The sequence below is a fragment of the Candidatus Poribacteria bacterium genome (assembly GCA_021295755.1).
Taxonomy (GTDB): Bacteria; Poribacteria; WGA-4E; order WGA-4E; family PCPOR2b; genus PCPOR2b.
This window is the reverse complement of record JAGWBT010000006.1, coordinates 12,671-34,778: the sequence shown is the minus strand read 5'-3', so window position 1 is coordinate 34,778 and position 22,108 is coordinate 12,671. Positions and strand designations below refer to the sequence as shown.

Genomic DNA, 22,108 nt, shown 5'->3' with positions numbered 1-22,108 from the left:
TACGAATCTTGTTACCGGGCAGAAGTTTCCAACCCGCTTGAAGCAGTGTGAACGATTTATACTTACGACGTGGCTTGAAACGGGGACGACCCCATTTCTTACCTGATGCACGGGCTTCAAACATTGACTTGTAGCCTTTATCTATACGAGCTGCCACGTCTTGTATCGCTTGGCTGGGGAGTTGATGCCAGTGGGCGAACTTAGGCAAACGTTTCAGTTTAGATATATGATTTATCAACCGAAACTTGCTGATATACTTGCCATAGATAGCGTAGTAACGACGCTGAAGGGCAACGCAGTGATTCCACTCACGATTGCCGTGATTGCTATACATCTTAAACTTGTAGGTTTTCATCATGGATTGTCTTTCTGGCTTTCATATCCGTTTCAGTGGATTGTGAGGGACCCTATCGTGCGATAGGGCTGAAACTCCCCCACGAAAGACAGAAGAATTATACCATTTTTTGCCTGCAATTTCAACCTTGTTTGACTGACTAACAGGGTTTACCGTTCTGTATCCCCGCCATAAATGACAGGGGTTTAGAACGGAAGATTTTGATAAAACGTGATGCGTGAAACGTGAAAACAAATTGTTCATTGGTTCATTGGTGCCCGGCCTACAGGGTTCATCCAAAAGAAAAGCAGTAAGGAACAACGATCGTTGTTCCCTACGGTTCGTTCCACCATTGCTTAACATGGGTTGCAGTTAGAAGCTAATTATGACCGTATTGTAGGTTGCTGGTGGATCATGGTGCATCCAGTTTTCGCGCTTTGACGCAGTACATGGGCCATGCGAAGTAAAATTCCTCTGGCTCTCGCTGAATGGCAAAGATCGGTTCCTCCTCCGGTGTTAGCTCATCAAAGGCGGCGCGAAGCTGCCGAACTAGCTCAGGCGAGTTACCGGGACGGTCAGCCCACCACGAAAATGGCTGAAGCGCATTATGTGTATGCACCTCTTTCTCGATCGTGAATCCGGTCTCCTCAATCATGTTCTGCCACTGTGAAGGGGGATAGCCCCATACATGCGAATGGTCCCGCAATTTTTCGACGCGGTTTTGCCATTCGATGAGTCGCTCTGACTCTGGGCAGACGGAATCTACCATGCAGAACAATCCGCCCGGACACAACACTCGATAAGTTTCCAACAGAAATTGCGGCACATCTTGGAAATGGTGCGCTGCTTCAAAGGGCAACGCCTCCGCCGAGGCGACTTGGAAATCTATGTTTTTTAGCCCGCGTTCATCAGCGAGTGTTTTCGCCTGATCCAGCATCGCAGGGGTCAAATCTGTTGCGATGACGTGTGCGACCTTTGGCGCGAAAGCAAAAGCTGTGAACCCTGTTCCGGTCGCGATGTCGAGGGCTTTTTCGGCGCCATTCGGTTCTGCAAAATCGACTAGCACCCCCAGCGTTTCTCCCTCCGAATGAACCTTGCTCTGGGCATAATACTTGGCATGTTGGCTGAACTGTTGACGTACAGCATCGTGAATTTGATCCATTGTATTCCTTTGAAATTAGTGTGGGTGATTCATAACTGTGTCTGAGTCTCGAATTAAGGAGATTTAACTATCCTAACGCAAGTTGCTAGGGCGTGTTGACATTTTGATGTTCCCAATTCCGTAAACGCTCAAAGACGCTGCCACCGTGAATGGGGTGTAGGGAACAACGATCGTTGTTCCCTACGATAGCCCCACTAGGACATAGAAGCAAGCCTAATTCGTAGGAAACTTCCATTTTTCTAAACCGATAGGGTAATACGTCCAAAGAACATCAATATTGGCTCAATTTTCAAATGTCAACAGAATCTAGACAACCCCGATAAATCTGGTGTAGGTCGAGTTTTCATGCCCGACAGCCATTAGAAATAACCAAATGGACGATACACATGTCGCCCCTCTGGGGCTTGAGAGAATTGGTTTGTTGATGTTCTATATACATATCGCCCCTCTGGGGCTTTGTAGATCGGGCAATATGCCCGACCTACGGGGATAGGAGTCGATTTTATCGCGCCACACATACACTAGAACTTGGGTTACTCTATAATTATGATGAGTTTCCTTCGGTTAGATGGTGGTGCAAGAAGCGAAATGTCCCCTGTCCGTTAATCTCGTGTCCGCTGTCAAAGAACTCAATCTCTGTCCGATCGGGGATGCCAAGATTGGCATAAAGGTGCCGCACAATTGCGTATTCGTAAGCGACCCATTCGTCCGGTGCCACGCCGTCGTAATGTCCGCGCTCAACCATAAACGGTCTGGGTGCAATCAACCACGCCATCTCCGCGTAGTTGAAGGTGTTGCCAAGATTGAACTCTGGCATCTCGTATTCGCCGGTAAACATATAGCTGTAGCGAGAATCGTATGTCGCATTTTTGACGATCCACTCGTTGAAATCTGCTGAACAGATAGACAAGGCATAACCGTCGAGTAGGGCAGGAACGCGCATCGCAGTCTTGCCGCCGTAAGATAATCCGTAGAATCCGATCCGTTCAGCGTTCACAAAGGGTTGTTCCGCAAGCCATTCAAGCGTCCGCTCGTGCTGGCGGGTGATTAGCGAAAAGAGCGACCACTTAACGGGGTTTGCTTTGCGTTGGATGACGCGGAAGGCATCCTGACCGATGTAGGCGTTTTGCGGGGCATAGACAATGAACCCTTGATTCGCTAACTCAGCACCGTAGGCGTTGTAAGGAGATTCGATTTTCGGATCGACTACGTCCTGCGATCTACCCTCCAACCCATGCTGACAGACCACCACCGGACGGCGTTCGTCCGGCTCAATTCCCTTGGGAACTAGTAAGATGCCGTACGCAAACGTTTCCTCCCAAACATCAAGGACAACTTCATACCCCTTAAAGCCCGGTTCATCGTAAATCAGCCGGGTCCGGGGATTGGCTAGGACACTCGGTGATGGACATCTGCCGATAACTTCATCCCAGAGATAGTCACGATAGTATTGACAGGTGTCCTGCCACCGTTCAATTGAAGATCGATCCGCTTTTGACCAAAGAGTTTCACGCCGAGATGCGGCTTGGCGTAGGGCGTCTTGTGTGAATGCGATCAGTTGATGAAATTGGTGGTGTTGCCGTGCTTCAGGCGAAAACCCTGTGCGCTTATCCTGTGGTGGGGTCCCCGATGGAACAAGCGGTTGATTCTGACCGAGTGCGTTAAGGAAACCCGTCAGCGCAGCGTCAGATCCGGGTGAATCACCGCCGTTGTCTGGCTCCACAAGGCTAAGATTCTGCCCAACCCCCAATTGCTCATACGACGCATGGGCTCGATCAAATTCCGCTTTCACCGATGCTAGCGGCGGTGTAATCAATCTCCCCGGCGCAGCGCCAGCGCGTCCATTACGTACTGGCGGTGGTCCCTCCACCTCAACGCCGTGGCTAGCTTCAACGATCAGTGTTCGTGGTGCGATGAGGCTTGCTATCTCCGCATCGCCGAATTCGTGTAACAACGCCCAAACATTCCGATAAATAGGTTCTTGCCAGACCTCTTCACGCGCCTGAAAATAGCCGCTGACAACCGCTGCATCGATCCGTGTGTCCACAGCAGCACTATAAAGTGCCAACAACCCTCCCTCGCCATAGCCGATGACTCCAATCGGCGGGTGATTTTCGGCACGGCTCATCCAATCTACTAACGCGAGCACCTTCTGTATCTCGTAACCGATGATGTGTCGTCCCAATTCAAACGCCATGCGATAGATAAATTCACGGTGGGTCTGGTTGGTCATACGCTCGATTTTCGGGTTGCCCGACCATCTATCGTCTCGATCTATCAGCGTAGGCACGACAATCCGGCAGCCCTGTTCAGCTAAACGGCGGGCAAACTGTGCCTCCTGCGGTATTCCGTTGTTGAACCCTGCAAGCATCTCCGGCGTCCAGTCCGCATCGGGGAGTGCGATTACTTGGGCGACGGGCTCACCCTCCGGTTCTAACAGGAGCCCTTCTCCGTCCACACCGTCGAATACGTGCCACCGCACAGCGTACACGGTATACCCTTCTGCTTTTGCAATTTCGGCTGTTTGCGCTGTTGTTGCAATATAGTGGAGGGCGTCAATCGGGACTCTCTCATCCACACAGCCGATATATTGTCTGAAGCGTTCACGATTTGGTGCGATCGAATCGGCATAAGCCGCGTGGGAACGATAGTCCCGATTCCACAGCTCCTGACGCGATTCGACAGAGTCCGCTACTGCTTGCGCGACAAACTCATCCAAACTCGTTACCATTTGAGCGGCGAGATCGCCACCCATTGTTAGCGGGTTTGTCCCCGGTAAGGTGTCAGTTTCTGCTGATGCCGCTGAAGCCAAAAACCCAAGACCAAATGTAGAAGTATTCATAGCAAACTTTCCCCCACGTTTTACACAGTGCCATCTTGCTTCAATTGATTAACTTCCTCTGTTTCCAGTCCCAACAAGCCGGTCAACACTTCCGACGTATGCTCTCCGAGATTTGGCGCGGGTGCATCGATCTGACCGGGTGTTTCTGAGAGTTTGATCGGAATCCCCGGAACCTGAACGGTGCCGGTTGTGTCATGTTCAACTTCAGCGATCATGTCTCGCGCCAATACTTGAGGGTCATTTGCCACCTTATCAACGGTGTTTACTGGACCGCACGGTACGCCAATTTCCTCCAACGCTTCAACCCACGCATCGGTGGTGCGGCGGCACATGATTTCAGCGAGAATTGGAAAAAGGGATTCGTGGTTCTCGGTGCGCAGCGCATTCGTGTAGAACCGCTCATCGTCGATTAACTCGGGATGACCGACATGTTCACAAAACTTCCGCCACAGATCGTTGTTTCCGATTGCGATAACCACATAACCATCAGCGGATTCAAAGACCTCAAACGGCGTTATCGCTGGATGTCGCCTGCCTAGCGGACGTGGAATGTCGCCGGTAGAGAAATAGCGAACCATTGCGTTTTCCAAGATTGCTACCTGACAATCGAGCATCCCAACGTCAATGAGTTGTCCTTCGCCGGTTTGATCGCGATGCCGAAGTGCGGAGAGGATCCCGATAGCGGTGAACAACGCTGATGTTATATCACCAATCGAAGTTCCCACCCGCACAGGCGGGCGCTCCGGCTCACCGGTTATACTAATAATTCCTCCCATTCCCTGAATAATCATATCGTATGCTCCCCGCATTGCATACGGTCCTGTTTGCCCGAATCCTGAGCAGGCAGCATAGAGCAGAGACGGATGGTGCTCCTTGAGCGATTCGTAATCCAAGCCAAGTTTTTCCATCGTCCCGGGTCGAAAATTCTCAACAAGGATATCCGAACCCTTGACCAACTGCAGGAAGAGTTCTTTACCGCGCCGAGACTTCAAGTTCAAGGTAACACTTTTTTTCCCTCGATTGACGCTCATAAAGTAGAGACTGAAGTCATTTTTGAAGGGACCGAAATCCCTTGCCTCATCTCCGGTCCCGGGCTGCTCGATCTTGATGACCTCCGCGCCAAGGTCCCGCAAGATCATCGTTGCGTAGGGACCTGCTAAAATACGCGTGAGATCTAAAACTCGTATTCCTTTTAATGGTCCTGCCATCTAGCTTCCTTTCTCATTTGAGGATGATATTTCCTATTTTACCACACTTTAGACCTCCTTTGTAGAACACAGTATCCTTCTTTGAGGGCTATTTATGGTAGATTTTAGAATTACTTAAACGCTCTCGATGCACAGCCAACCCCCTAAATCCCCCTTGTCAGGGGGACTTTGGAGGCCTCTCGAAGGTCGGCGTTATTGGTAGATGTCTACTTATTTCTCTAATTCACCATAAATGCCCCTAATCCTTCTTCTTTTTATCGTTTTAATCAGTCTGATTTGTGACCGATTTTGAGGTTGACGGATACAGCAGCGGTGTGTTAAGATTCTTCAGAATAACAAAATTGAGTAGGTGCTGTTTAATGGAACTCTCGGAAGAAAGGAATGACAGTCTTGTCGAAAAAAATTGCCGTTTACCCTGGCAGCTTTGATCCGCTCACCAACGGTCATGCAGATTTGATAGATCGAGTTTCCGCGCTCACCGTTTTCGATGAGTTGACTGTGTTAATCGGTATTAATCCTACCAAGAATACGCGCTTCACACTGGCAGAACGGATTGAGATGTTGGAAACTGTGATCCAACCTTATCCGAACGTCACCATCGATCAGTATTCAGGACTCACGGCGCAATATGCCCAAGAGCGCGGTGCCTCTGCAATCATTCGAGGGCTACGAGCATTCTCCGATTTTGAAAATGAGTTCCAAATGTCGCTGATGAATCGCCAAATCGCGCCACAAGTGGATACATTGTTTATGATGGCAAATACTAAGTATGCCCATTTGAGTTCAACGCTAGTCATGCAGGTGGCACAGATGGGTGGTATGCAAGTGAGTAATGAAAAGTTGTTAGAGATGGTACCGCCGGTTGTTGTTGAAATGTTATGCAAGAAATATGGTCCGCCGAAGGATTAAAAATGCCAATCTAAATCAATAGAGTGAGGAAGACCACACCATGCGATTTATCCAACCTGGGCTATCTATTCTCGCTGTTATCATGTTATTGATTAGCCTATATCGGTTTGTGGAAGGGTTTCAGAATTGGCAAGAAGCCCGCCAGATCAAACAGCGTTCCTTAGATGAGTTGGCAGCACTCGAACGCGAACGTGATCGGCTAAAAGTTCGGGTGGAAAAGCTGAAAACGGACGAACTCACGAAAGAGCGGTTGGCACGACGACTCAGCTATATTAAGCCCGGTGAAGTTGTATACAAGATTGTACCACCTTCCGATACACCTCGTGAATAAATCCAACCTATTGTGCGCCGAATCTTTTGTCCTTCTAGAACATCTCTGTGTGATAAGATTAGGTTTTCAGCATTGTCATACTTGATCCAACCTCAATATAGCTCCCTTAAAATCTCGCTCATTGACCAACCCGTCGCAACGGATAGAATAAGCAGGCAGCTACCGCTACAAGAATACCAGTCGAGATCCAGCAGAAGATTTGGAAGGTTTCGGGTGTGTACAGCTTCCCGGCAAAAGGAGGTCCTAATACCCGCCCGAGACTAAGAAACGCGTCCATCACACCAATCGCGGCACCTTGACCGAATTTGGTTTGCTTAGAAATCCATGAGGCATTTGTCGGGCGAATAATCTGATTGCCGATTCCAGCAATTGACAGGTAAAGGGTGAGCATCGCGAATGCTTTTGGCCAAGGGAGCAGTGCCATTCCCACTGCGTTAAGCAACAAGCCGATAATAATCAGTTTGAACTCCCCGAAGACGTTAATCATTTTTCCTAAAACACTGCCCTGCAGCAGAGCGATAAATGTTCCCATGATCACTAACATTATCCCTAGCTCTTTTGCCCCGTAGCTCAATCGGTCTTTGATAGATAGCGGAAGAATCGTCTCCAATCCTGAAAAGATGAACGCTGAGAAGAAAGCAACGAGAAAGAGCGGTGTCAGTGGGTGATTCATCGCTGACCAAGGAGAGATAACTGCTTCCTGCGTATTGGGAAGTTCAGTAAGTTTGAGAGATTCCGGCAAAAGGATTAGGGCAAAACAGAAAGTGGCTAGGGACAACCCACCGGCGATGAAAAATGGTAGGTTGTGGCTGCCTATAATTCCACCGATGCCGGGTCCCGCAATAAAACCTAACCCCATCGCAGCACCCATTAAGCCCATTCCTTTCCCCCGGTCCTCCTCTGTTGTGACATCCGCAACATAAGCCATTACCGTTGGCAGGATAGCTGCAGAAAATACGCCAGATAAACCACGCGCGATGAATAGCCAAGGCAAACTCTTCACTGCACCAAACAGAATCAGTGCACCTGCATTACCAATGAGCCCTATCAGGATTGCAGGTTTCCGACCATGTTGATCTGAGAGGCGTCCCCACACTGGCGCAAAAATTAATTTCATCGCTGAATAAATGCTTATCAAGAATCCGATCTGTGTGGCACTTGCTCCCAACTCTTCCGCATAATATGCTAGATGTGGGAGAATGACGCCTAAGCTAAGCATCACCAGAAACATCGTCAGAAATAGGATTGTTAAGGCACTTTTCTTCATCCGCTATACCACTGCATAATAACCCAAGTTGCTAGTTTGCTCGTAGGTCGAATTTCCATACTCGACATCTAAATTAGGCTTAACCATATTTACGACACACATGTCACCCCTCTGGGGCTTTGGGTTGTAGGAATGTCCTTTTCTATACACATATCGCCCCTCTGGGGCTAAAAAACTTGCAATATCCCTAGACGATACACATAGCATTTCTCTCCGATTTCATCGAGCCCCAATATTGTCTCGATTAGATCGGGATCCAAACAACAATCCCGATAAATCGGGGGCGAGTCGGAAGATGCTCGCAATGGCATAAGATCGAGATTCAAAGCAACTGGAGCGCAAGGTTGAACAAACCGGCTATAACAACCAATTGATGTATCTTCAACGACTAGCAGCTTACGTTATAGTACATTGACAGCCCCCTATGGGTATTGGGAATTGCCGATTATAGAAGTTCCGGAAACGCATGTTAAATCCGATTGGACTTTATTCTATATCGTAGTGTACAATTAAACATAAAACTTATCATAAGGAGACAAAAATGACAGTTGATCAATTAAAAGGCAAAACTGTTGGCGCAGCGGTTTCGGGTGGACTTGATAGCTGTACGATCACACGGTGGCTAGTCGATAACGGGGTTAATGTTGTCTGCTTTACTGCTGATCTCGGGCAACCCGATGAAAAAAACATGGACGAAATTTGCGAGCGAATGCTGGCATGTGGCGCACAAGAGGCGGTTATCGTTGACGCGAAGGATGAACTAGCGATGGCGGGAATCAAGGTCATCCAATCCCAAGCGAAATATGAAGGGGGATATTGGAATACGACCGGCATCGCTCGACATATCACCGTTGAGGCACTCCTGCCTGAAATGGAAAAGCGTGGCATCAATATATTGGGACACGGTTGCACCGGTCGAGGCAACGATCAGGTCCGGTTTCAGATTGCAACCAATATGTTGAATCCCGATTTTGAGGTCTATGCCCCGTGGCGCGATCCGGTGTTTCTTAAACAGTTTGGCGGCAGAAAAGAGATGATCGATTTCTGTAATGCACACGGTCTGCCGATCCGAGCGACCCATGAGAAACCGTATTCAACCGACGCGAACATGCTCGGTTTAACCCATGAAGCGGGTAGATTAGAATCCCTCAAAACGCCTGCTGGCTTTATTACACCGGGCATGGGTGTTCACCCGAAGGACGCCCCCGATGAGGTTGAACACTTCACGGTCACGTTTGATAGAGGAATACCGTTGGAGGTCAACGGGAGTCCGGTGATTCCCTTCCAAGCCCTTGCAGAAGCCAATCGCATCGCCGGAAGAAACGGCGTTGGCATTGGGATTCACACCGTCGAAAATCGGTTCGTAGGGATTAAGAGCCGAGGGGTTTATGAATCGCCGGGGATGGAGCTGCTCGGTCGGTGTTACGAATTCCTGCTTCAACTCATTTTGGATCGACGGGCGCGTCGGGTTTTCGATCGAGTATCAGTCGATGTGGCTGAACAGATCTATCAAGGTTATTGGTTCGATACCGCTACCCAATCAATGCTCGCCTCCATTGAACCTTTCACCCGCATGGCTTCTGGGGATATTACCGTAGCGCTGTATAAAGGAAACATTGCATTCCACTCTGCTGGCGGCGTGATGCACTCACTCTATTCAGAGGAGACCTCCTCAATGGAAGCAATCGGCGACTTCAACCACGCGGATTCAGAGGGGTTCCTGTCGGTTCTCGGTGTCAGTGCGAAGGCGTTATCTGCTGCGGGCCAGACGAAGTAGCATCAAGCAAAGGATGGAGGCGATTTTTCCTCCCTTCTTTGCTTCTCGATCAAACGTATCTCCACGACTTTCTGACCGTGTTTACCTGTTTAACCCACGAATTTATGTGTATTAACAGACCAAATGACAACCATTAGAACGAAGATTATCGACCTGCTTGATGCACGCAAGGTCTCCTATCGACTGTTACAGCACAGTGAACCTGTTTTCACCGTCGAGGAAGCGGCAGCCCAACGTGGTGTGTCGAAAGACGAAATGGTTAAATCCATCCTGCTTCGTGACAAAGATGAGCACTACGTCATGGCGTGTGTGCTGGGTTACTCACGCGTCAACCCGAAGGCTGTGCGTGCCTACGTCCCCACAGAATGGAGACGCTTGAGTTTCGCGACAGCGGAGGAGATTTTATCTGTGACCGGCTGCGTCCAAGGTGCCGTTGCGCCGTTGGGCCTGCCCGATAACGTGCCGGTCATTTTTGATGTAGGGATCACGCGCTGCCAAAAGGTCAATATCAGCAGCGGTGACCTCGCAGCAGGTCTAGAGCTTAAAACCCAAGACTTAATCAATACTGCTGCCCCCCAAATTGCCGCTATTGCAGACAGTGAGCAAAAATTTGGGTAATCTGACGGAGGCGCATTATTCTTAGAAGCGCACCACTACTCAACTGTAACCTTCACCTTCCGATCCGGTCTTTCGTGTAGATGTCCGCCCGTTCCGGGGAGTGCGATGCCTAAACGCACAGACGGTTTGCCGCCCTTGGGAAAAATGTGATGGAAGGTCATTGCGGGTACATAAACGAAATCCCCTGCCTTTGCTTGGACCGGTTTATCTTCACGCCCCTCAATTACCCAGTCGATTTCCCCTTCAAGTACAACCCACCATTCATCGTAGTTGTGACAATGATTATCATTGATTTGACCTGAATTTTGATAAATCACTACTCCCGCTACATGGTCAGCTAGGACAACTGCATGGGACCAAGGGGGCGGGCCCATTTCCTTCTTAATCTCTTCGAGGCTAATACTGTTAAGCGTTGCGTCAAGAATTGGATTGTTCAGTGCCATAGAAGTTCTCCTTGAGTTGAGATGTTTGAAAAGGTCAACCGCCTTGTCATACCCAACTTTGCGGCTGCCTAGTGACAAATTGGTTCGTTTCATCAACGATGGAATTCGTCTACATTTATGTGTCTTGCACTGCGGCAAGCATACACTTCAGTTTAACACTTAAGTTCAATCTAAATCAAGCAAAAGTTTGACTTGACTGCAGCTGTGAGTCTACCCTTTTATCGTTGACAGCGGATTGTTAATGCGTATAATGAGGAAATCATCCACGATGAAACAAGCAATTCTTTAATCAACGGAAGGAGACTAACAGATGAAAATTGTTGATGTACAGACGTTCCTGGTCGATAACATTCCCCCGTATCAGGGTGGACGCCGTTGGCTGTTCGTAAAACTGATTACTGATGAGGGAATTGAAGGGATTGGAGAGTGGTCAACTGGTCAGACTGGCAGAGAAAAATCGTCGATTGAGATCATCAATGATTTGGCAACTCAGTTTGTCATTGGTGCCGACCCGTTCAAAATTGAGCTGTTGTGGCAGAAGATCTATGCTACCGACCATGACTATAGGCATCCCAGTTTGGCTTTGACACCGGCGTTGAGTGCGATTGAGATGGCGTGTTGGGACATCGTTGGTAAAGCACTGAATCAACCGGTCTATAATCTGCTCGGTGGTCAATACCATGAAAAGTTGAGAGCGTATGCTTACATGCCGCACGGAGGGATATGGGAGAACCCCGAGAAAGCGGGCGAAATTGCCGCCGACTTGATGGAGAAGGGTAACACCGCAATGAAGTTTGACCCATTCCCGATTTTTCCCGCACCACGCGATATTCAGTTGAAAGATATAGCGCGTGTGGGAGAAATTTTCAAGTGCATCCGGGATGCGGTCGGTTATGGGGTAGAAGTTGGACTTGGCACGCATGGACAATTGACGACTTCCAGTGCGATTCGGATTGCACAGATGCTAGAGCCGTACTATCCTTTCTGGTTTGAGGAACCGGTGTCGCTGGAAAATGTCGATGAGATGGCGCGGGTGGCATCACATACCAGTATTCCAATTGCGACTGGTGAACGTCTATTGACCAAGTATGAGTTCGTCGAGATCTTTCAGAAGCAGGCAGCGCAGATCATACAGTTGGATGTGGGTCACTGTGGCGGGATTCTGGAGTCTAAGAAGATTGCAAGCATGGCGGAGGCACACTATGCAAGCATCGCGCCTCACATGTACTGTGGTCCCGTCGCAGCAGCCGCCGCGGTTCAGGTAGCGACATGCAGTCCAAATTTCCTGATACTGGAGTTTAATCGGACAGATCTTCACGCCGACATCTTTCAGGAGCCTCTCGTGTTTGACAATGGCTACATTGCCCCACCAACCACACCGGGGCTAGGCGCTGAGCTGAATGAGGAGGTTCTCGCTCAGCATAGAGTTCAGGCTTAATAACCAACGGTGCCATAGTTTGCAACTGTTGATACGAAACGTGAAACGTAATGCGTGAAACGTGAAAACCATTTGGTTCACTAGTACATTAATGAACTAATGAACCAATGAACTCAATGTCCTCGTCAACTCGCATCAAAGGTTAATATATCTGTTTGTAAAAGAGAGGTAAAGGAGTTTCTATGACAACCTTAGAAGTGCTTTCGGAATCCGAGAAAAACCGTGTGCGGATCACGGATGTGAAAGCCATGCAGTTGAACCAAGTGGGTCAGTCCTTAGTAAAGGTTGAAACCGATGCCGGTGTTTACGGTATCGGCGAGGCGGGGGCTTCTGGACCGATGGTGAGGGCGCATCTGCAGCATCTGCGAGCGACGCTCATCGGTCAGGATGTGTTTGAAATTGATAAGCTGTACACCCGCATGGTAAACCTGCAACATCCGTACAGATCGAACATCCCAACGGTCAGCGGTGTGGATATTGCGCTCTGGGATGTGGTGGGTAAGCTGCTGAATCGACCGATCTCAACGTTAATTTCCGGAAGGTTTAGGGACGAGATTCCGCTCTATATCAATACCCCCGGTCCTGATGACTGGTTTGATCTTGTTTCGTGTCGAGACTGGTCGCAACGGATGAAGGAAGCGCCGCAAGGTTGGAGTACCTTAAAATTTGGGTTTGAACGTTTGATGGGAAATGGCCTTCCCAAAGGCAGATACAGTACCGGACAGATGTCCCAAACGCTGCGGGCAACCGAATTAGACTTGATTCGTCGGGGCTATGAAAACTGTCGGGAGGCGTTGGGAGACGAAACCGATTTCATTGTCCATTGTCACAACGAATGGGATCTTGCCACTGCGATTGGGTTGACGCAGGCGGTTGCCTCCAGTAACCCGCTCTGGGTAGAGGATGCGCTGCCGGTATGGTACTCAGATTCGTGGAAGGCACTGAAGCAGGCATCTCCGGTGCGGATTATTACTGGAGAGAAGCTAGAGCTACCGCGTGAATTTCTACCATTTCTTCTGAACGAGGCGTTGGACGCTATCCATCCAGACCTTGTTTTTGCGGGTGGGTTGACGGGTTGTCGGAAGATTGCTGACCTTGCAGAGATGTTCTATATCCCCATTGCAACACATAATGTCGGTAGTTTGGTGCAGAATATGGCGACAGCGCATTTCGGCGCGTCGGTTAGGAACTTTGTCATAACAGAGACGCGAATTAGTCAAGATGCACTCATCGACGAAATGGCTGAGGAAAAGGTTCAGGTTGCTGACGGGAAATTGGTGGTGCCGAATGGACCTGGGCTGGGGATTACATTGGTTCCAGAGGTGTTGCGCGAGAATCTAATTGAGGGTGAGCCGTATTGGGATTAATGAGCAGCGAATGGTAAAATCGTAATAGAACTGAGCCGCAGAGGCACAGAGAGCACGGAGAAAAATCTTATCTATGCTTCTCTGCGTTCTCTGCGTCAATTCAGGAAGGTTTGTAGCAGTTTATTGTGTAATGAGGGAAAGAACTGGGACATCTGCCGGTTTCATTTCTGTGATGTTCATCTTACGTATGGCTTAACCGACGGCCGCAGCGACAATGAGTCCCAATGCGATGATTACACCGGCAACAGCAATTCCCGCTGCCGTATTGTTATCTTCTGCAATCTGATGATCGAGGTCAAAGGGGGTAACTAGGTCGAAAATTTTATAGCCGACCATCAAAACAATCACCCCGACGATGCTGAAAACAACACTTTCGATGACAAGCAGCGCAAGATGCTTGAAATCAATGAACGCCGCGTCCGCTGCTTCACCTGTTTCCTGTGCATTGGCTGGTGTTGACCACATTGAGGCAGCAACGATGCAGCCAATCGCGATACAAAAACTGAGCAGCACAATTTTCTTCGCCATTTGTTTTCTCCTTTTGATCTTCGTTTGGGGTACGGAATCTCAAAACTTTCTAACAGGTTGACACTCTATCACAGTGTTAAGTTGAAAATCAACAGAAAAATTAAGGACATTAGGGGCATTTAATGCTCCTATGCGATTGTCTGAATCGCGGATAAACACAGATTGATGGATTACACGGATAAAAAAAGACCTCGACAACTAGCATAACAAGGTGCAATGAACATGCTATTACGACCGGCGGGGCAAGATGCCCCGCCTACCGGGTGGAAAGAGAACGTGCGAGCACAACTAGCGGGGCATGAGCCAAAACGGAAAACTAAATGACCCTATTAAGGACATACGAGAAATGCACAAAACTATCCTTTCACGATTTCTGCACGAACAAAGTGATAACCGACCGCACCGGCAGGATCTGCATCGAAGCCTGCTTCCTTTTGTGTCAGTCCATCATTAGCGATGGCTCTGGCGGAGATCTCCACCTCCCCCGGGTTGTCAGGCACCCTCCACTTATATTTCCAGAGATACCATGCCAGTGGTGAATCGCTACCCCAAATATCCGCTGCCTCCCACGTGCTGACATCATCGACACTTGTGGTGATGCCGTCATCGATACTCACTTCGACCCGCTCAATTCCTCCATGGTTTCCACTATCAAAGGCGGCGCCGCTAATTGTATATGTCTTGCCGGCTTGAAGAACCTCGTCATTACTGGGTGTGCCGATTAGGGTTGCCAATTTGACACGCGCAACGGGGTCCCAACCTTCTTTCTCCCAATAGCCTACGTGCGATTCTGCTAACATAATGCTCATAATCCATTTTGGATTTTTTGTGCCGTAGTGGCCGGGGTTGAGCAAACGGACCGGAAAGCCGTGCTTGGCTGGGAGGGGTTCGCCGTTCATTTTGTACGCTAAGAGCACCTCCTCACGAAGGGCGCGATCTATGGGAACCGCCGTATGATAGGTGTCGGCACAGCGGAATACGACAACCTTTGCCTCCGCCTTGACACCTGCTTTATCAAGGACATCCCGCAGAGGAACACCGGTCCACATCGCATTGCTCATCTGCTCCGAACCAATCGGATCGCCGATGCACTTGAGCGTCCGCATCGTCGTCACGGACTCCATACTCGTTATGTCACTGTAATTCAATATAGTCGGTTTTTCGACCAATCCGACTACTCCCATCCTCCAGTGTTCAGCCTTGAGGGTTGGCACATCTCCAATTTGAAGGACGTAAAACTTATCGTTTGGCGTGATCATTGATGCTGGCGTTAATATTTCTTTAGGAATGTCATTTTCAGCGGGCAGAGAACGGAGCGGCAGCGTTAAACCACCTACGCTCACTGCGGCGACTTGAATGAATTTTCTGCGGTTCATGGTCTTCTCCATCATCATTATTTAATAAGGAGCTCCATTTACTCACCTGTCACTTGGGGTGTAGTCAAACGTTCAAGCGCCGATGCTATTTCAGGGTCATCGGATAAGAGCTGGTTGAGTTCACGAAGCTGTTCCTGCGCTGCATTCACATTCCCCACCTTTTCATTTGCAAGGGCAAGATTATACTTTGCATCAAGTAGGCTCTCATCTGCTTCTAGAGCGCTTTCAAAAGCCTTAATTGCTAGATTAAGTTTGTTCGTTGTCATGTGTAACGTACCCAGATTACAGTGTGGGATTGCAGGTTTCTCGGCGTGTGTTATTGCAAGTTCAAATTCACTTTGGGCATACTCGTCATCTTCGATGATCAGGTAGATAAAACCGAGGTTGTTGTGTAGTATGCTGTCATTTGGTGAAGACCGGATCCCCCGTCGTAGTGTTGAACGTGCCTGATTTAATTCGTTGCGCTTAAAATGGATAATCGCTTGCTGATTCAGCAGTTCTGGATTGCTGGGCTGCTTTGCAAGTTCGGATTGGATCCCCTTAAGCTCAGTTTCATAGCCGGTCTTGGGCAGAACGGTGTGCACCAATGTTGGAATAAGAAACTCCTTACCGGGTTTCAATACGTATTGGGGTGGACGTATGTTGTTATGCTGTGCCAATAGCTTCCAGTCTCGATATTTTTTCGGAAAAATCTGGTTTTTATATATCCGAATGAAACTATAGAGTGTCTCACCGGGGGCGATCTTATGCCGAGTATCAGTGTATTGCCTCACCGGATACCGCCCAATAAGCATCCGCGGATCCGGCTCGGGAATTGGGATTGTCGGTGCGACTTCGATTGGCGGCGTACCGGGTGTTGAAAGCTCTGGTACAGGCGAGGTCTCGCCTACCGGTGTCGCAGGTGCTGGAACTTCTGGGTTAGATGATGTCTCTACTATCGGTGTCTCTGGTTCTGAAGCCGCTGGAGTCGGTGTACTTTCAACTGTTGGTGTTGCCAGCGCGGCGGTCTCAGGCTCCGGCGTGTTTTGAACTGTCGATGTCGCGGGTGTTGAAGTTTCTGGCGGGACAGCTGCCTGTTTCGGTTGTTTAACTTGGGCAAGCTGGACCTGTTTGACTTGGCCCGACAATGAATCGAAAGCGCCCGTTAATGTCTGTGACACTAAACTCCAAGGGACAACATAGATTAGGAGTGCGATCAATCCAATACCCGCAAAGATCCCTATTATTAGGGGGACTCGGTTTGTTGATCGGGGTTGTGGAAAAGGGTGTAGCTGCACCGGTAATGGTGGAAAGGGCAACACACGAGCCTCATTTTGATTACGGTTATTCACTCTATCTTTTTTCACGCGTCCCCCTCCAAGTCAAAGAGTTGGCGATTGGCGGCATCTGATAGATTATAGCAATCGCTAGTATGGGTGTCAAGGGCTTTCAATCATTTTTCTATTGACAATCAGGAGGCAAATGGTGTATCTTAATTGATTCGCAAGCCTGTTTTCATGTAGATGATAGTCAGGAACGCACTCAGGAATTCATCTGAGTTTTACACATTACGTCTCAGGCAGAGGAAACGTCATGTTTGAAAGTTTATCGGGCAAGTTGCAAGGCGTTCTCAAATCGCTACGCGGTCAAGGCAAACTGACCGAGAAAAACATATCTGATGCGCTCCGAGAGGTTCGTCTCGCATTGCTTGAGGCGGATGTGGATTACAAAACGGTCCGTGACTTTATCAACGGTGTCAGGGCAAGATCTATCGGTCAGGAGGTGCTCGGCAGCTTCACCTCAGATCTTCAGATAGCGAAGATTATCGGCGATGAACTCGCCAAATTGATGGGGGAGGAAGCCGTACCAGTCACCATAGCACCAAGTGGTCCGACAATCATTATGATGGTTGGTCTGCAGGGCGGTGGAAAAACGACCGCTTCAGCCAAACTTGCGCTGAGATACAAATCAGAGGGTCAAAATCCCCTTTTGGTTGCGGCAGATATTTATCGTCCCGCAGCTATTAAACAGCTGCAAGTGCTTGGAGAGCAGATTGATGTGCCTGTGTTCTCAATGGGAACTGAGGTCTCTCCTGCGACTATCATTCAAGCTGCTGTCAAGCAGGCGTTGAATCGTGGGAATAATTTTGTCATCATTGATACAGCAGGTCGGTTGCATGTTGACGAAGCGCTGATGGATGAATTGCGGGAAGTTAAGTCCGCTGTCAATCCGACGGAAATTTTGCTTGTTGTCGATGCGATGACAGGGCAAGACGCTGTCAATGTTGCCCAGCATTTTAATGGCAATTTGGACATTGATGGCGTTATTCTGACCAAGTTGGATGGTGATGCACGCGGCGGCGCAGCGCTATCCATCCGTGCAGTTACGCAGAAACCGATCAAGTTTGTTGGTGTTGGTGAGAAGATTGATGCGACAACATTGGAGGAGTTCCATCCAGATCGGATGGCTTCTCGGATACTTGGGGAAGGGGACTTTGCAACCCTGCTTGAAAGGGCTGAATCTGTTTTTAGCCAAGATCAGGCCGACGAGTTAGAACGCAAGCTGCTTGATCAGGAGGGGTTAGATTTCAATGATCTGTTGATGCAGCTCGAACAGATCAAGAACATGGGGCCATTGGACCAACTCGTCGAGATGATCCCCGGTGTCAATAAGCTTCCGATGAAAAACATGCAGGTTGACGAATCGCAGTTGAAGTATACCAAAGCGATGATTCAGTCGATGACGTCGATGGAGCGCCGGAATTCGCGTCTCCTTGATAGTAGTCGTCGGCTGCGCATTGCCAAAGGAAGTGGGACAACGGTGCGTCAAGTCAATCAATTGGTTGATCAACTCAAACTCATGAACCGCATGATGCAGCAACACCCGATGGTGGACGTGCCGCAACTTGGCGGTGGTGGTTCCGTTGCAATTAAAAGGAAGCCGAAGAAACGTAAAAAAAGGAAAAGACGTAAGTCACGCTAAATTTTGGATGCGATTTATCTTATTGACTATCACTATTAGTCGTTGCAATTTGGGCGATGACTACAGCCAGAATTAAGTGGTAGGAGCAGCTTTCACGAAATAGGAGGTAACATTTGGCAGTACGAATTAGACTTCAGCGGCATGGAAAGAAAAGACGTCCTTTTTATCGGTTGGTGGCCGTTGACTCTCGAAGCCAAAGAGATGGACGTTTTATCGAACGGATTGGGCATTATGATCCGATGACCGATCCGGCAAACATCGTAATTGACGCGGAAAAGGCATTAAAATGGTTGAGAACTGGTGCACAACCTTCTGACACAGCCAAAGATCTCATGTCAAAAGCTGGCGTTTGGGAACAATTCATAAATGAAAAACAGGGTCAGCCTACCCCAACTCCAGAAACAGAGTCGATGCCTGCTTCAGAAGAGGATTCGGACGCAGCAGCAGAAGAATCTGCTCCTGCAGAAGAATCAGCAGAAGAAGCAAATTAGTGTCCCGCGTACAGACTTACGCATTTCAGCACAGTTGATGCGGGGCAAGATGCCTCGCCTACAGTTGGCTGCGTGAGTCTTATTAGTGTAAAATCGCGTTTTTAGGGGAATCCCATGCTCAAGGATTTGATCGAATACCTCGCAAAATCCCTCGTTGATCACCCAGATCAGGTCAGCGTCAATGAAGTCGAAGGCAACACTGTGACTATTCTTGAACTGAGCGTTGTCCCTGAAGATTTAGGAAAAGTCATTGGGAAACAGGGGCGCACAGCCAAGGCAATGCGATCTCTGCTACTTGCTACGGGAGTCAAAGCACGTAAAAAGGCAATACTTGAGATTGTCGAATACCGTCAAGCGGTAGAGTAAGCATTTGCAATCCTACCGACTCACTATGACGAATGAGTGGGAGAGATATGGCTGTTATTGTCAAAAGACCTGTTATTTTGAAAAATATTGTGACCCCTGCTTTCAAGGAGCAACTCACGAAGGAGTTAGAGCACACGATTCGCCAGATTGAAACATGGCTGCAGCAAGAGGAATTCCAAAGTCGACGTTTGATTGCAGAAGCTCAAAAGCGAGATCCACGTCGTGTTAATCAGTTGCGCGAAGAGATTCACCAAGAACGTGAAAAACAGGAGCAGGTGAAGAGCAATCTCAGCCAGAAGTTATTGCAGGTTAAGGAACTTGAGATTGATACCCTTTTTACCAGCGGAACATATGATGCGCCTGTCAAAATTGAGGTAGGGGATGACATCCGCGCCAAACTGTCTCAGGCAGAGATTATCGTCAAAGATGGAGTTGTCGTCCAAGTTATTGAATGAGAATTGACATCATTACCATTTTTCCAGAGGTCATCCTACCTGTATTGCAAGCCGGTATCTTAAGGCGTGCGCAAGCTAGAGACATATTGACGGTCAGCGTTCACAACCTGCGCGATTTTACGACAGACCGTCATCAAACGGTTGATGACTATCCTTACGGGGGCGGCGCAGGCATGATTTTGAAACCGGAGCCGCTTTTCGCCGCGATCAGGGCAATACAACCGGAGTCAACTGCGCGTGTTATCTACCTGACCCCACAAGGAGCTCCCTTTAACCAGGCATGTGCTGAAGCTCTTTCCCTTGAATCGCACCTGATCTTGATCTGCGGACGCTACAAAGGAATTGACGAGCGAGTACGTATTAAACTGGTTACGGATGAGATTTCGATAGGCGATTATGTCCTGAGCGGTGGAGAAATTCCTGCGCTGGTATTGGTTGATGCGATTGGTCGAGTTTTGCCGCATGCGCTGGGAAATTACGAATCAGCACAGGAGGATTCATTTAGTCAGGGCTTACTAGATTGCCCACATTATACGCGACCCGCTGAGTTTGAGGGGCTGAAGGTCCCCGATATCTTGGTGAGCGGGCACCACGAAAACATTACGCATTGGCAACGGGAACAGTCTCTCAAGCGGACTGCTGAACGCCGTCCAGACTTGCTCAAAAACGTTGAACTCTCGGCTGAAGACGTTGCGTATCTGAGTTCTCTGAAAAATTCGGATGTAACGAGTCATGCGTAAAAGGTGAAGCCCGGAAAACGGAAAAGCCAGAAAACGGGACATGAAGCCTTCTCATTCTCTCGTTTTCCTAATTTTCTCTATCTCCTGTTTATATCATGGGCAGTGTCGAGACTATAAACACCCGAATGAAAGGAGGAACCAAACGATGAATCTTATTGAATCTGTTGAGAGCGAACATGTAAAAGCCGATATTCCTGATTTTGGACCCGGAGATCTCGTACGGGTCAACACCCGTATCCGAGAGGGTTCAAAAGAACGTATCCAAGCCTATGAAGGAACGGTCATTCGACGATCGAATGGTGGGCTGCGTGAGACATTTACTGTCCGCCGTGTTGCTTATGGCGAAGGGAGTGAAAGAACCTTTCCTGCACATTCACCAAATATTGAAAGTATCCAAATTATTCGATACGGTGCCATCCGCCGAGCAAAGTTGTACTACCTACGAGACCGAACCGGAAAAGGTGTACGAATCCGTGAGAGACGGCAAACCACCGATAACGCATAGAGGGAGTAATCCAACGGAGATACAACAGTTTGAACAAACCCTACGACAGCAGGGCTATCAGCGTATCGCAGGAATTGACGAGGCTGGACGAGGGGCATTAGCCGGTCCTGTTGTCGCAGCAGCTGTTATTCTTCCTACTGACTGTCAGCTTTCAGGTGTGACGGACTCAAAGCAGTTGACCCCTAAAAAACGGGCTGGATTGTTCGACGAGATCCACCGTACAGCCGTAGCGGTTGGTGTTGGTTGTGTTGATAACAAGGAGATTGATCAGATCAATATTCTCCAAGCAACAATGATTGCAATGGCTCAAGCTATTGTACAAATCACGCCTGCTCCAGATTACGCACTTGTGGATGGTACACATCTTCCGGCAATTTCTCTACCCGCCAGAGCGATCCCCAAGGGAGATACCCTTATCCAGTCTATTGCCGCTGCTTCGATTATCGCAAAAGTCACGCGAGATCGCCTGATGATTGAACTTAATGAAACCTATTCGGGCTACGGTTTCCGGGCCCACAAAGGATACGGTACGCTTCTACATCGTCAGGCAATTGCCCAACTCGGTCCCTGCCCTATCCATCGGCGCAGTTTTAAGCTACAGTAAGATGAGCGATTCCAGAATTAAGGTAGGCAAGATCGGCGAAGCCCTTGCTATAGAGCACTTCAAAGCGCAAGGGTATGAAATTCGCGCACAGAACTACCGCACGCGCTCAGGTGAGATTGACCTCATCGTTCAACGTGGAAAACGGATTGCGTTCGTTGAAGTCAAGACGCGTCGGAGCAGCAAATTTGGCCTACCACAGGCGGCTGTTACTCCTGCCAAGCAGAAGCAAATCTCTAAAATTGCACTGAATTATCTACAAGTGCACAATCTCCTAGATGTCCCCTGCCAGTTCGACGTTGTTGCAATCATGCTATCGTGGAAATTTGAACTCATCAGGCTTCAGCACATTGAAAATGCGTTTGCGTTTTGTACTGATGGGTGATGAA

The 22,108-nt window shown here is 48.8% G+C and carries 23 protein-coding genes; 14 read left to right on the top strand and 9 right to left on the bottom strand.

Annotated features, from left to right (window positions below; translation table 11 throughout):
* The 4 genes from J4G02_01945 to J4G02_01930 all read right to left on the bottom strand — a co-directional run.
* Positions 1-358 (bottom strand): hypothetical protein (locus J4G02_01945; GenBank protein MCE2393357.1); only part of this gene is annotated, 358 nt, incomplete at its 3' end.
* Between the two features lie 388 nt (positions 359-746).
* Positions 747-1,496, bottom strand: a complete 750-nt coding sequence (locus J4G02_01940) for a methyltransferase domain-containing protein (GenBank protein MCE2393356.1) — start codon at positions 1,494-1,496, stop codon at positions 747-749.
* Positions 1,497-2,040: 544 nt separating this feature from the next.
* The gene (locus J4G02_01935) at positions 2,041-4,338 is read right to left on the bottom strand and encodes a dienelactone hydrolase family protein (protein MCE2393355.1); all 2,298 of its coding nucleotides are present in this window, start codon (positions 4,336-4,338) and stop codon (positions 2,041-2,043) included.
* Positions 4,339-4,358: 20 nt separating this feature from the next.
* Complete coding sequence (locus J4G02_01930) at positions 4,359-5,546, bottom strand: CoA transferase (protein MCE2393354.1); 1,188 nt, start codon at positions 5,544-5,546, stop codon at positions 4,359-4,361.
* Positions 5,547-5,936: 390 nt separating this feature from the next.
* On the opposite strand from J4G02_01930, the gene coaD reads away from it, so the two are divergent.
* Together coaD and J4G02_01920 are read left to right on the top strand one after the other, a co-directional pair.
* Positions 5,937-6,455 carry a pantetheine-phosphate adenylyltransferase gene (gene coaD, locus J4G02_01925; protein MCE2393353.1) on the top strand — a complete coding sequence of 173 codons (519 nt, stop codon included), beginning with the start codon at positions 5,937-5,939 and terminating at the stop codon, positions 6,453-6,455.
* A 40-nt stretch (positions 6,456-6,495) separates the two neighbouring features.
* Positions 6,496-6,786 (top strand): septum formation initiator family protein, encoded by a 291-nt coding sequence (locus J4G02_01920; GenBank protein ID MCE2393352.1) that lies wholly within the window; start codon positions 6,496-6,498, stop codon positions 6,784-6,786.
* Between the two features lie 118 nt (positions 6,787-6,904).
* Here the strand turns inward: J4G02_01920 and J4G02_01915 are convergent, their stop codons facing one another.
* A complete protein-coding gene (locus J4G02_01915) occupies positions 6,905-8,053 on the bottom strand; it encodes an MFS transporter (GenBank protein MCE2393351.1) in 1,149 nt (382 codons plus the stop codon).
* A gap of 541 nt (positions 8,054-8,594) precedes the next feature.
* Between J4G02_01915 and argG the strand changes: the two genes are divergently transcribed.
* Together argG and J4G02_01905 are read left to right on the top strand one after the other, a co-directional pair.
* Entirely contained in the window at positions 8,595-9,830 is a 1,236-nt protein-coding gene (gene argG, locus J4G02_01910; protein MCE2393350.1) for an argininosuccinate synthase, read from the top strand.
* Positions 9,831-9,953: 123 nt separating this feature from the next.
* Positions 9,954-10,448: a YbaK/EbsC family protein gene (locus J4G02_01905; GenBank protein ID MCE2393349.1), complete on the top strand. Its 495-nt coding sequence runs from the start codon at positions 9,954-9,956 to the stop codon at positions 10,446-10,448.
* A gap of 35 nt (positions 10,449-10,483) precedes the next feature.
* On the opposite strand, the gene J4G02_01900 is transcribed toward J4G02_01905, so the two are convergent.
* Positions 10,484-10,891 carry a cupin domain-containing protein gene (locus tag J4G02_01900; protein MCE2393348.1) on the bottom strand — a complete coding sequence of 136 codons (408 nt, stop codon included), beginning with the start codon at positions 10,889-10,891 and terminating at the stop codon, positions 10,484-10,486.
* 310 nt (positions 10,892-11,201) lie between these two features.
* On the opposite strand from J4G02_01900, the gene J4G02_01895 reads away from it, so the two are divergent.
* Positions 11,202-12,329: a mandelate racemase/muconate lactonizing enzyme family protein gene (locus tag J4G02_01895; protein ID MCE2393347.1), complete on the top strand. Its 1,128-nt coding sequence runs from the start codon at positions 11,202-11,204 to the stop codon at positions 12,327-12,329.
* A 182-nt stretch (positions 12,330-12,511) separates the two neighbouring features.
* Positions 12,512-13,696, top strand: coding sequence for a mandelate racemase/muconate lactonizing enzyme family protein (locus J4G02_01890; GenBank protein ID MCE2393346.1), 1,185 nt, complete (start codon positions 12,512-12,514; stop codon positions 13,694-13,696).
* Between the two features lie 192 nt (positions 13,697-13,888).
* Here the strand turns inward: J4G02_01890 and J4G02_01885 are convergent, their stop codons facing one another.
* From J4G02_01885 to J4G02_01875, 3 genes are all read right to left on the bottom strand, one after another.
* A complete protein-coding gene (locus J4G02_01885; protein MCE2393345.1) occupies positions 13,889-14,224 on the bottom strand; it encodes a DUF350 domain-containing protein in 336 nt (111 codons plus the stop codon).
* A 356-nt stretch (positions 14,225-14,580) separates the two neighbouring features.
* Complete coding sequence (locus J4G02_01880; protein MCE2393344.1) at positions 14,581-15,600, bottom strand: molybdopterin-dependent oxidoreductase; 1,020 nt, start codon at positions 15,598-15,600, stop codon at positions 14,581-14,583.
* 38 nt (positions 15,601-15,638) lie between these two features.
* Positions 15,639-16,946: a hypothetical protein gene (locus J4G02_01875; GenBank protein MCE2393343.1), complete on the bottom strand. Its 1,308-nt coding sequence runs from the start codon at positions 16,944-16,946 to the stop codon at positions 15,639-15,641.
* A gap of 226 nt (positions 16,947-17,172) precedes the next feature.
* Here J4G02_01875 and ffh point away from each other — a divergent pair, with 226 nt between their 5' ends.
* From ffh to J4G02_01835, 8 genes are all read left to right on the top strand, one after another.
* Entirely contained in the window at positions 17,173-18,561 is a 1,389-nt protein-coding gene (ffh, locus tag J4G02_01870) for a signal recognition particle protein (protein MCE2393342.1), read from the top strand.
* Positions 18,562-18,674: 113 nt separating this feature from the next.
* The gene (gene rpsP, locus J4G02_01865) at positions 18,675-19,052 is read left to right on the top strand and encodes a 30S ribosomal protein S16 (protein ID MCE2393341.1); all 378 of its coding nucleotides are present in this window, start codon (positions 18,675-18,677) and stop codon (positions 19,050-19,052) included.
* Between the two features lie 114 nt (positions 19,053-19,166).
* Positions 19,167-19,418 carry a KH domain-containing protein gene (locus J4G02_01860; GenBank protein ID MCE2393340.1) on the top strand — a complete coding sequence of 84 codons (252 nt, stop codon included), beginning with the start codon at positions 19,167-19,169 and terminating at the stop codon, positions 19,416-19,418.
* A 47-nt stretch (positions 19,419-19,465) separates the two neighbouring features.
* Entirely contained in the window at positions 19,466-19,873 is a 408-nt protein-coding gene (locus tag J4G02_01855; GenBank protein MCE2393339.1) for a YlqD family protein, read from the top strand.
* Positions 19,870-20,613: a tRNA (guanosine(37)-N1)-methyltransferase TrmD gene (trmD, locus tag J4G02_01850; protein MCE2393338.1), complete on the top strand. Its 744-nt coding sequence runs from the start codon at positions 19,870-19,872 to the stop codon at positions 20,611-20,613. Before J4G02_01855 ends, trmD begins: the two co-directional genes overlap by 4 nt.
* Positions 20,614-20,758: 145 nt before the next feature.
* The gene (gene rplS / locus J4G02_01845; GenBank protein ID MCE2393337.1) at positions 20,759-21,118 is read left to right on the top strand and encodes a 50S ribosomal protein L19; all 360 of its coding nucleotides are present in this window, start codon (positions 20,759-20,761) and stop codon (positions 21,116-21,118) included.
* Entirely contained in the window at positions 21,087-21,722 is a 636-nt protein-coding gene (locus J4G02_01840; protein MCE2393336.1) for a ribonuclease HII, read from the top strand. The genes rplS and J4G02_01840 overlap by 32 nt, the downstream gene beginning before the upstream one ends.
* Before the next feature lies 1 nt (position 21,723).
* Entirely contained in the window at positions 21,724-22,104 is a 381-nt protein-coding gene (locus tag J4G02_01835; protein ID MCE2393335.1) for a YraN family protein, read from the top strand.
* The last annotated feature ends 4 nt before the right edge of the window (positions 22,105-22,108 follow it).

Excerpts from the sequence above, each read along its gene's own strand:
- J4G02_01940 (MCE2393356.1), bottom strand. The coding sequence starts at position 1,496 with ATGGATCAAATTCACGATGCTGTACGTCAACAGTTCAGCCAACATGCC.
- J4G02_01935 (MCE2393355.1), bottom strand. The coding sequence starts at position 4,338 with ATGAATACTTCTACATTTGGTCTTGGGTTTTTGGCTTCAGCGGCATCA.
- J4G02_01930 (MCE2393354.1), bottom strand. The coding sequence starts at position 5,546 with ATGGCAGGACCATTAAAAGGAATACGAGTTTTAGATCTCACGCGTATT.
- J4G02_01920 (MCE2393352.1), top strand. The coding sequence starts at position 6,496 with ATGCGATTTATCCAACCTGGGCTATCTATTCTCGCTGTTATCATGTTA.
- J4G02_01915 (MCE2393351.1), bottom strand. The coding sequence starts at position 8,053 with ATGAAGAAAAGTGCCTTAACAATCCTATTTCTGACGATGTTTCTGGTG.
- argG (MCE2393350.1), top strand. The coding sequence starts at position 8,595 with ATGACAGTTGATCAATTAAAAGGCAAAACTGTTGGCGCAGCGGTTTCG.
- J4G02_01905 (MCE2393349.1), top strand. The coding sequence starts at position 9,954 with ATGACAACCATTAGAACGAAGATTATCGACCTGCTTGATGCACGCAAG.
- J4G02_01900 (MCE2393348.1), bottom strand. The coding sequence starts at position 10,891 with ATGGCACTGAACAATCCAATTCTTGACGCAACGCTTAACAGTATTAGC.
- J4G02_01895 (MCE2393347.1), top strand. The coding sequence starts at position 11,202 with ATGAAAATTGTTGATGTACAGACGTTCCTGGTCGATAACATTCCCCCG.
- J4G02_01890 (MCE2393346.1), top strand. The coding sequence starts at position 12,512 with ATGACAACCTTAGAAGTGCTTTCGGAATCCGAGAAAAACCGTGTGCGG.
- J4G02_01885 (MCE2393345.1), bottom strand. The coding sequence starts at position 14,224 with ATGGCGAAGAAAATTGTGCTGCTCAGTTTTTGTATCGCGATTGGCTGC.
- J4G02_01880 (MCE2393344.1), bottom strand. The coding sequence starts at position 15,600 with ATGAACCGCAGAAAATTCATTCAAGTCGCCGCAGTGAGCGTAGGTGGT.
- ffh (MCE2393342.1), top strand. The coding sequence starts at position 17,173 with ATGTTTGAAAGTTTATCGGGCAAGTTGCAAGGCGTTCTCAAATCGCTA.
- J4G02_01860 (MCE2393340.1), top strand. The coding sequence starts at position 19,167 with ATGCTCAAGGATTTGATCGAATACCTCGCAAAATCCCTCGTTGATCAC.
- J4G02_01855 (MCE2393339.1), top strand. The coding sequence starts at position 19,466 with ATGGCTGTTATTGTCAAAAGACCTGTTATTTTGAAAAATATTGTGACC.
- trmD (MCE2393338.1), top strand. The coding sequence starts at position 19,870 with ATGAGAATTGACATCATTACCATTTTTCCAGAGGTCATCCTACCTGTA.
- rplS (MCE2393337.1), top strand. The coding sequence starts at position 20,759 with ATGAATCTTATTGAATCTGTTGAGAGCGAACATGTAAAAGCCGATATT.
- J4G02_01835 (MCE2393335.1), top strand. The coding sequence starts at position 21,724 with ATGAGCGATTCCAGAATTAAGGTAGGCAAGATCGGCGAAGCCCTTGCT.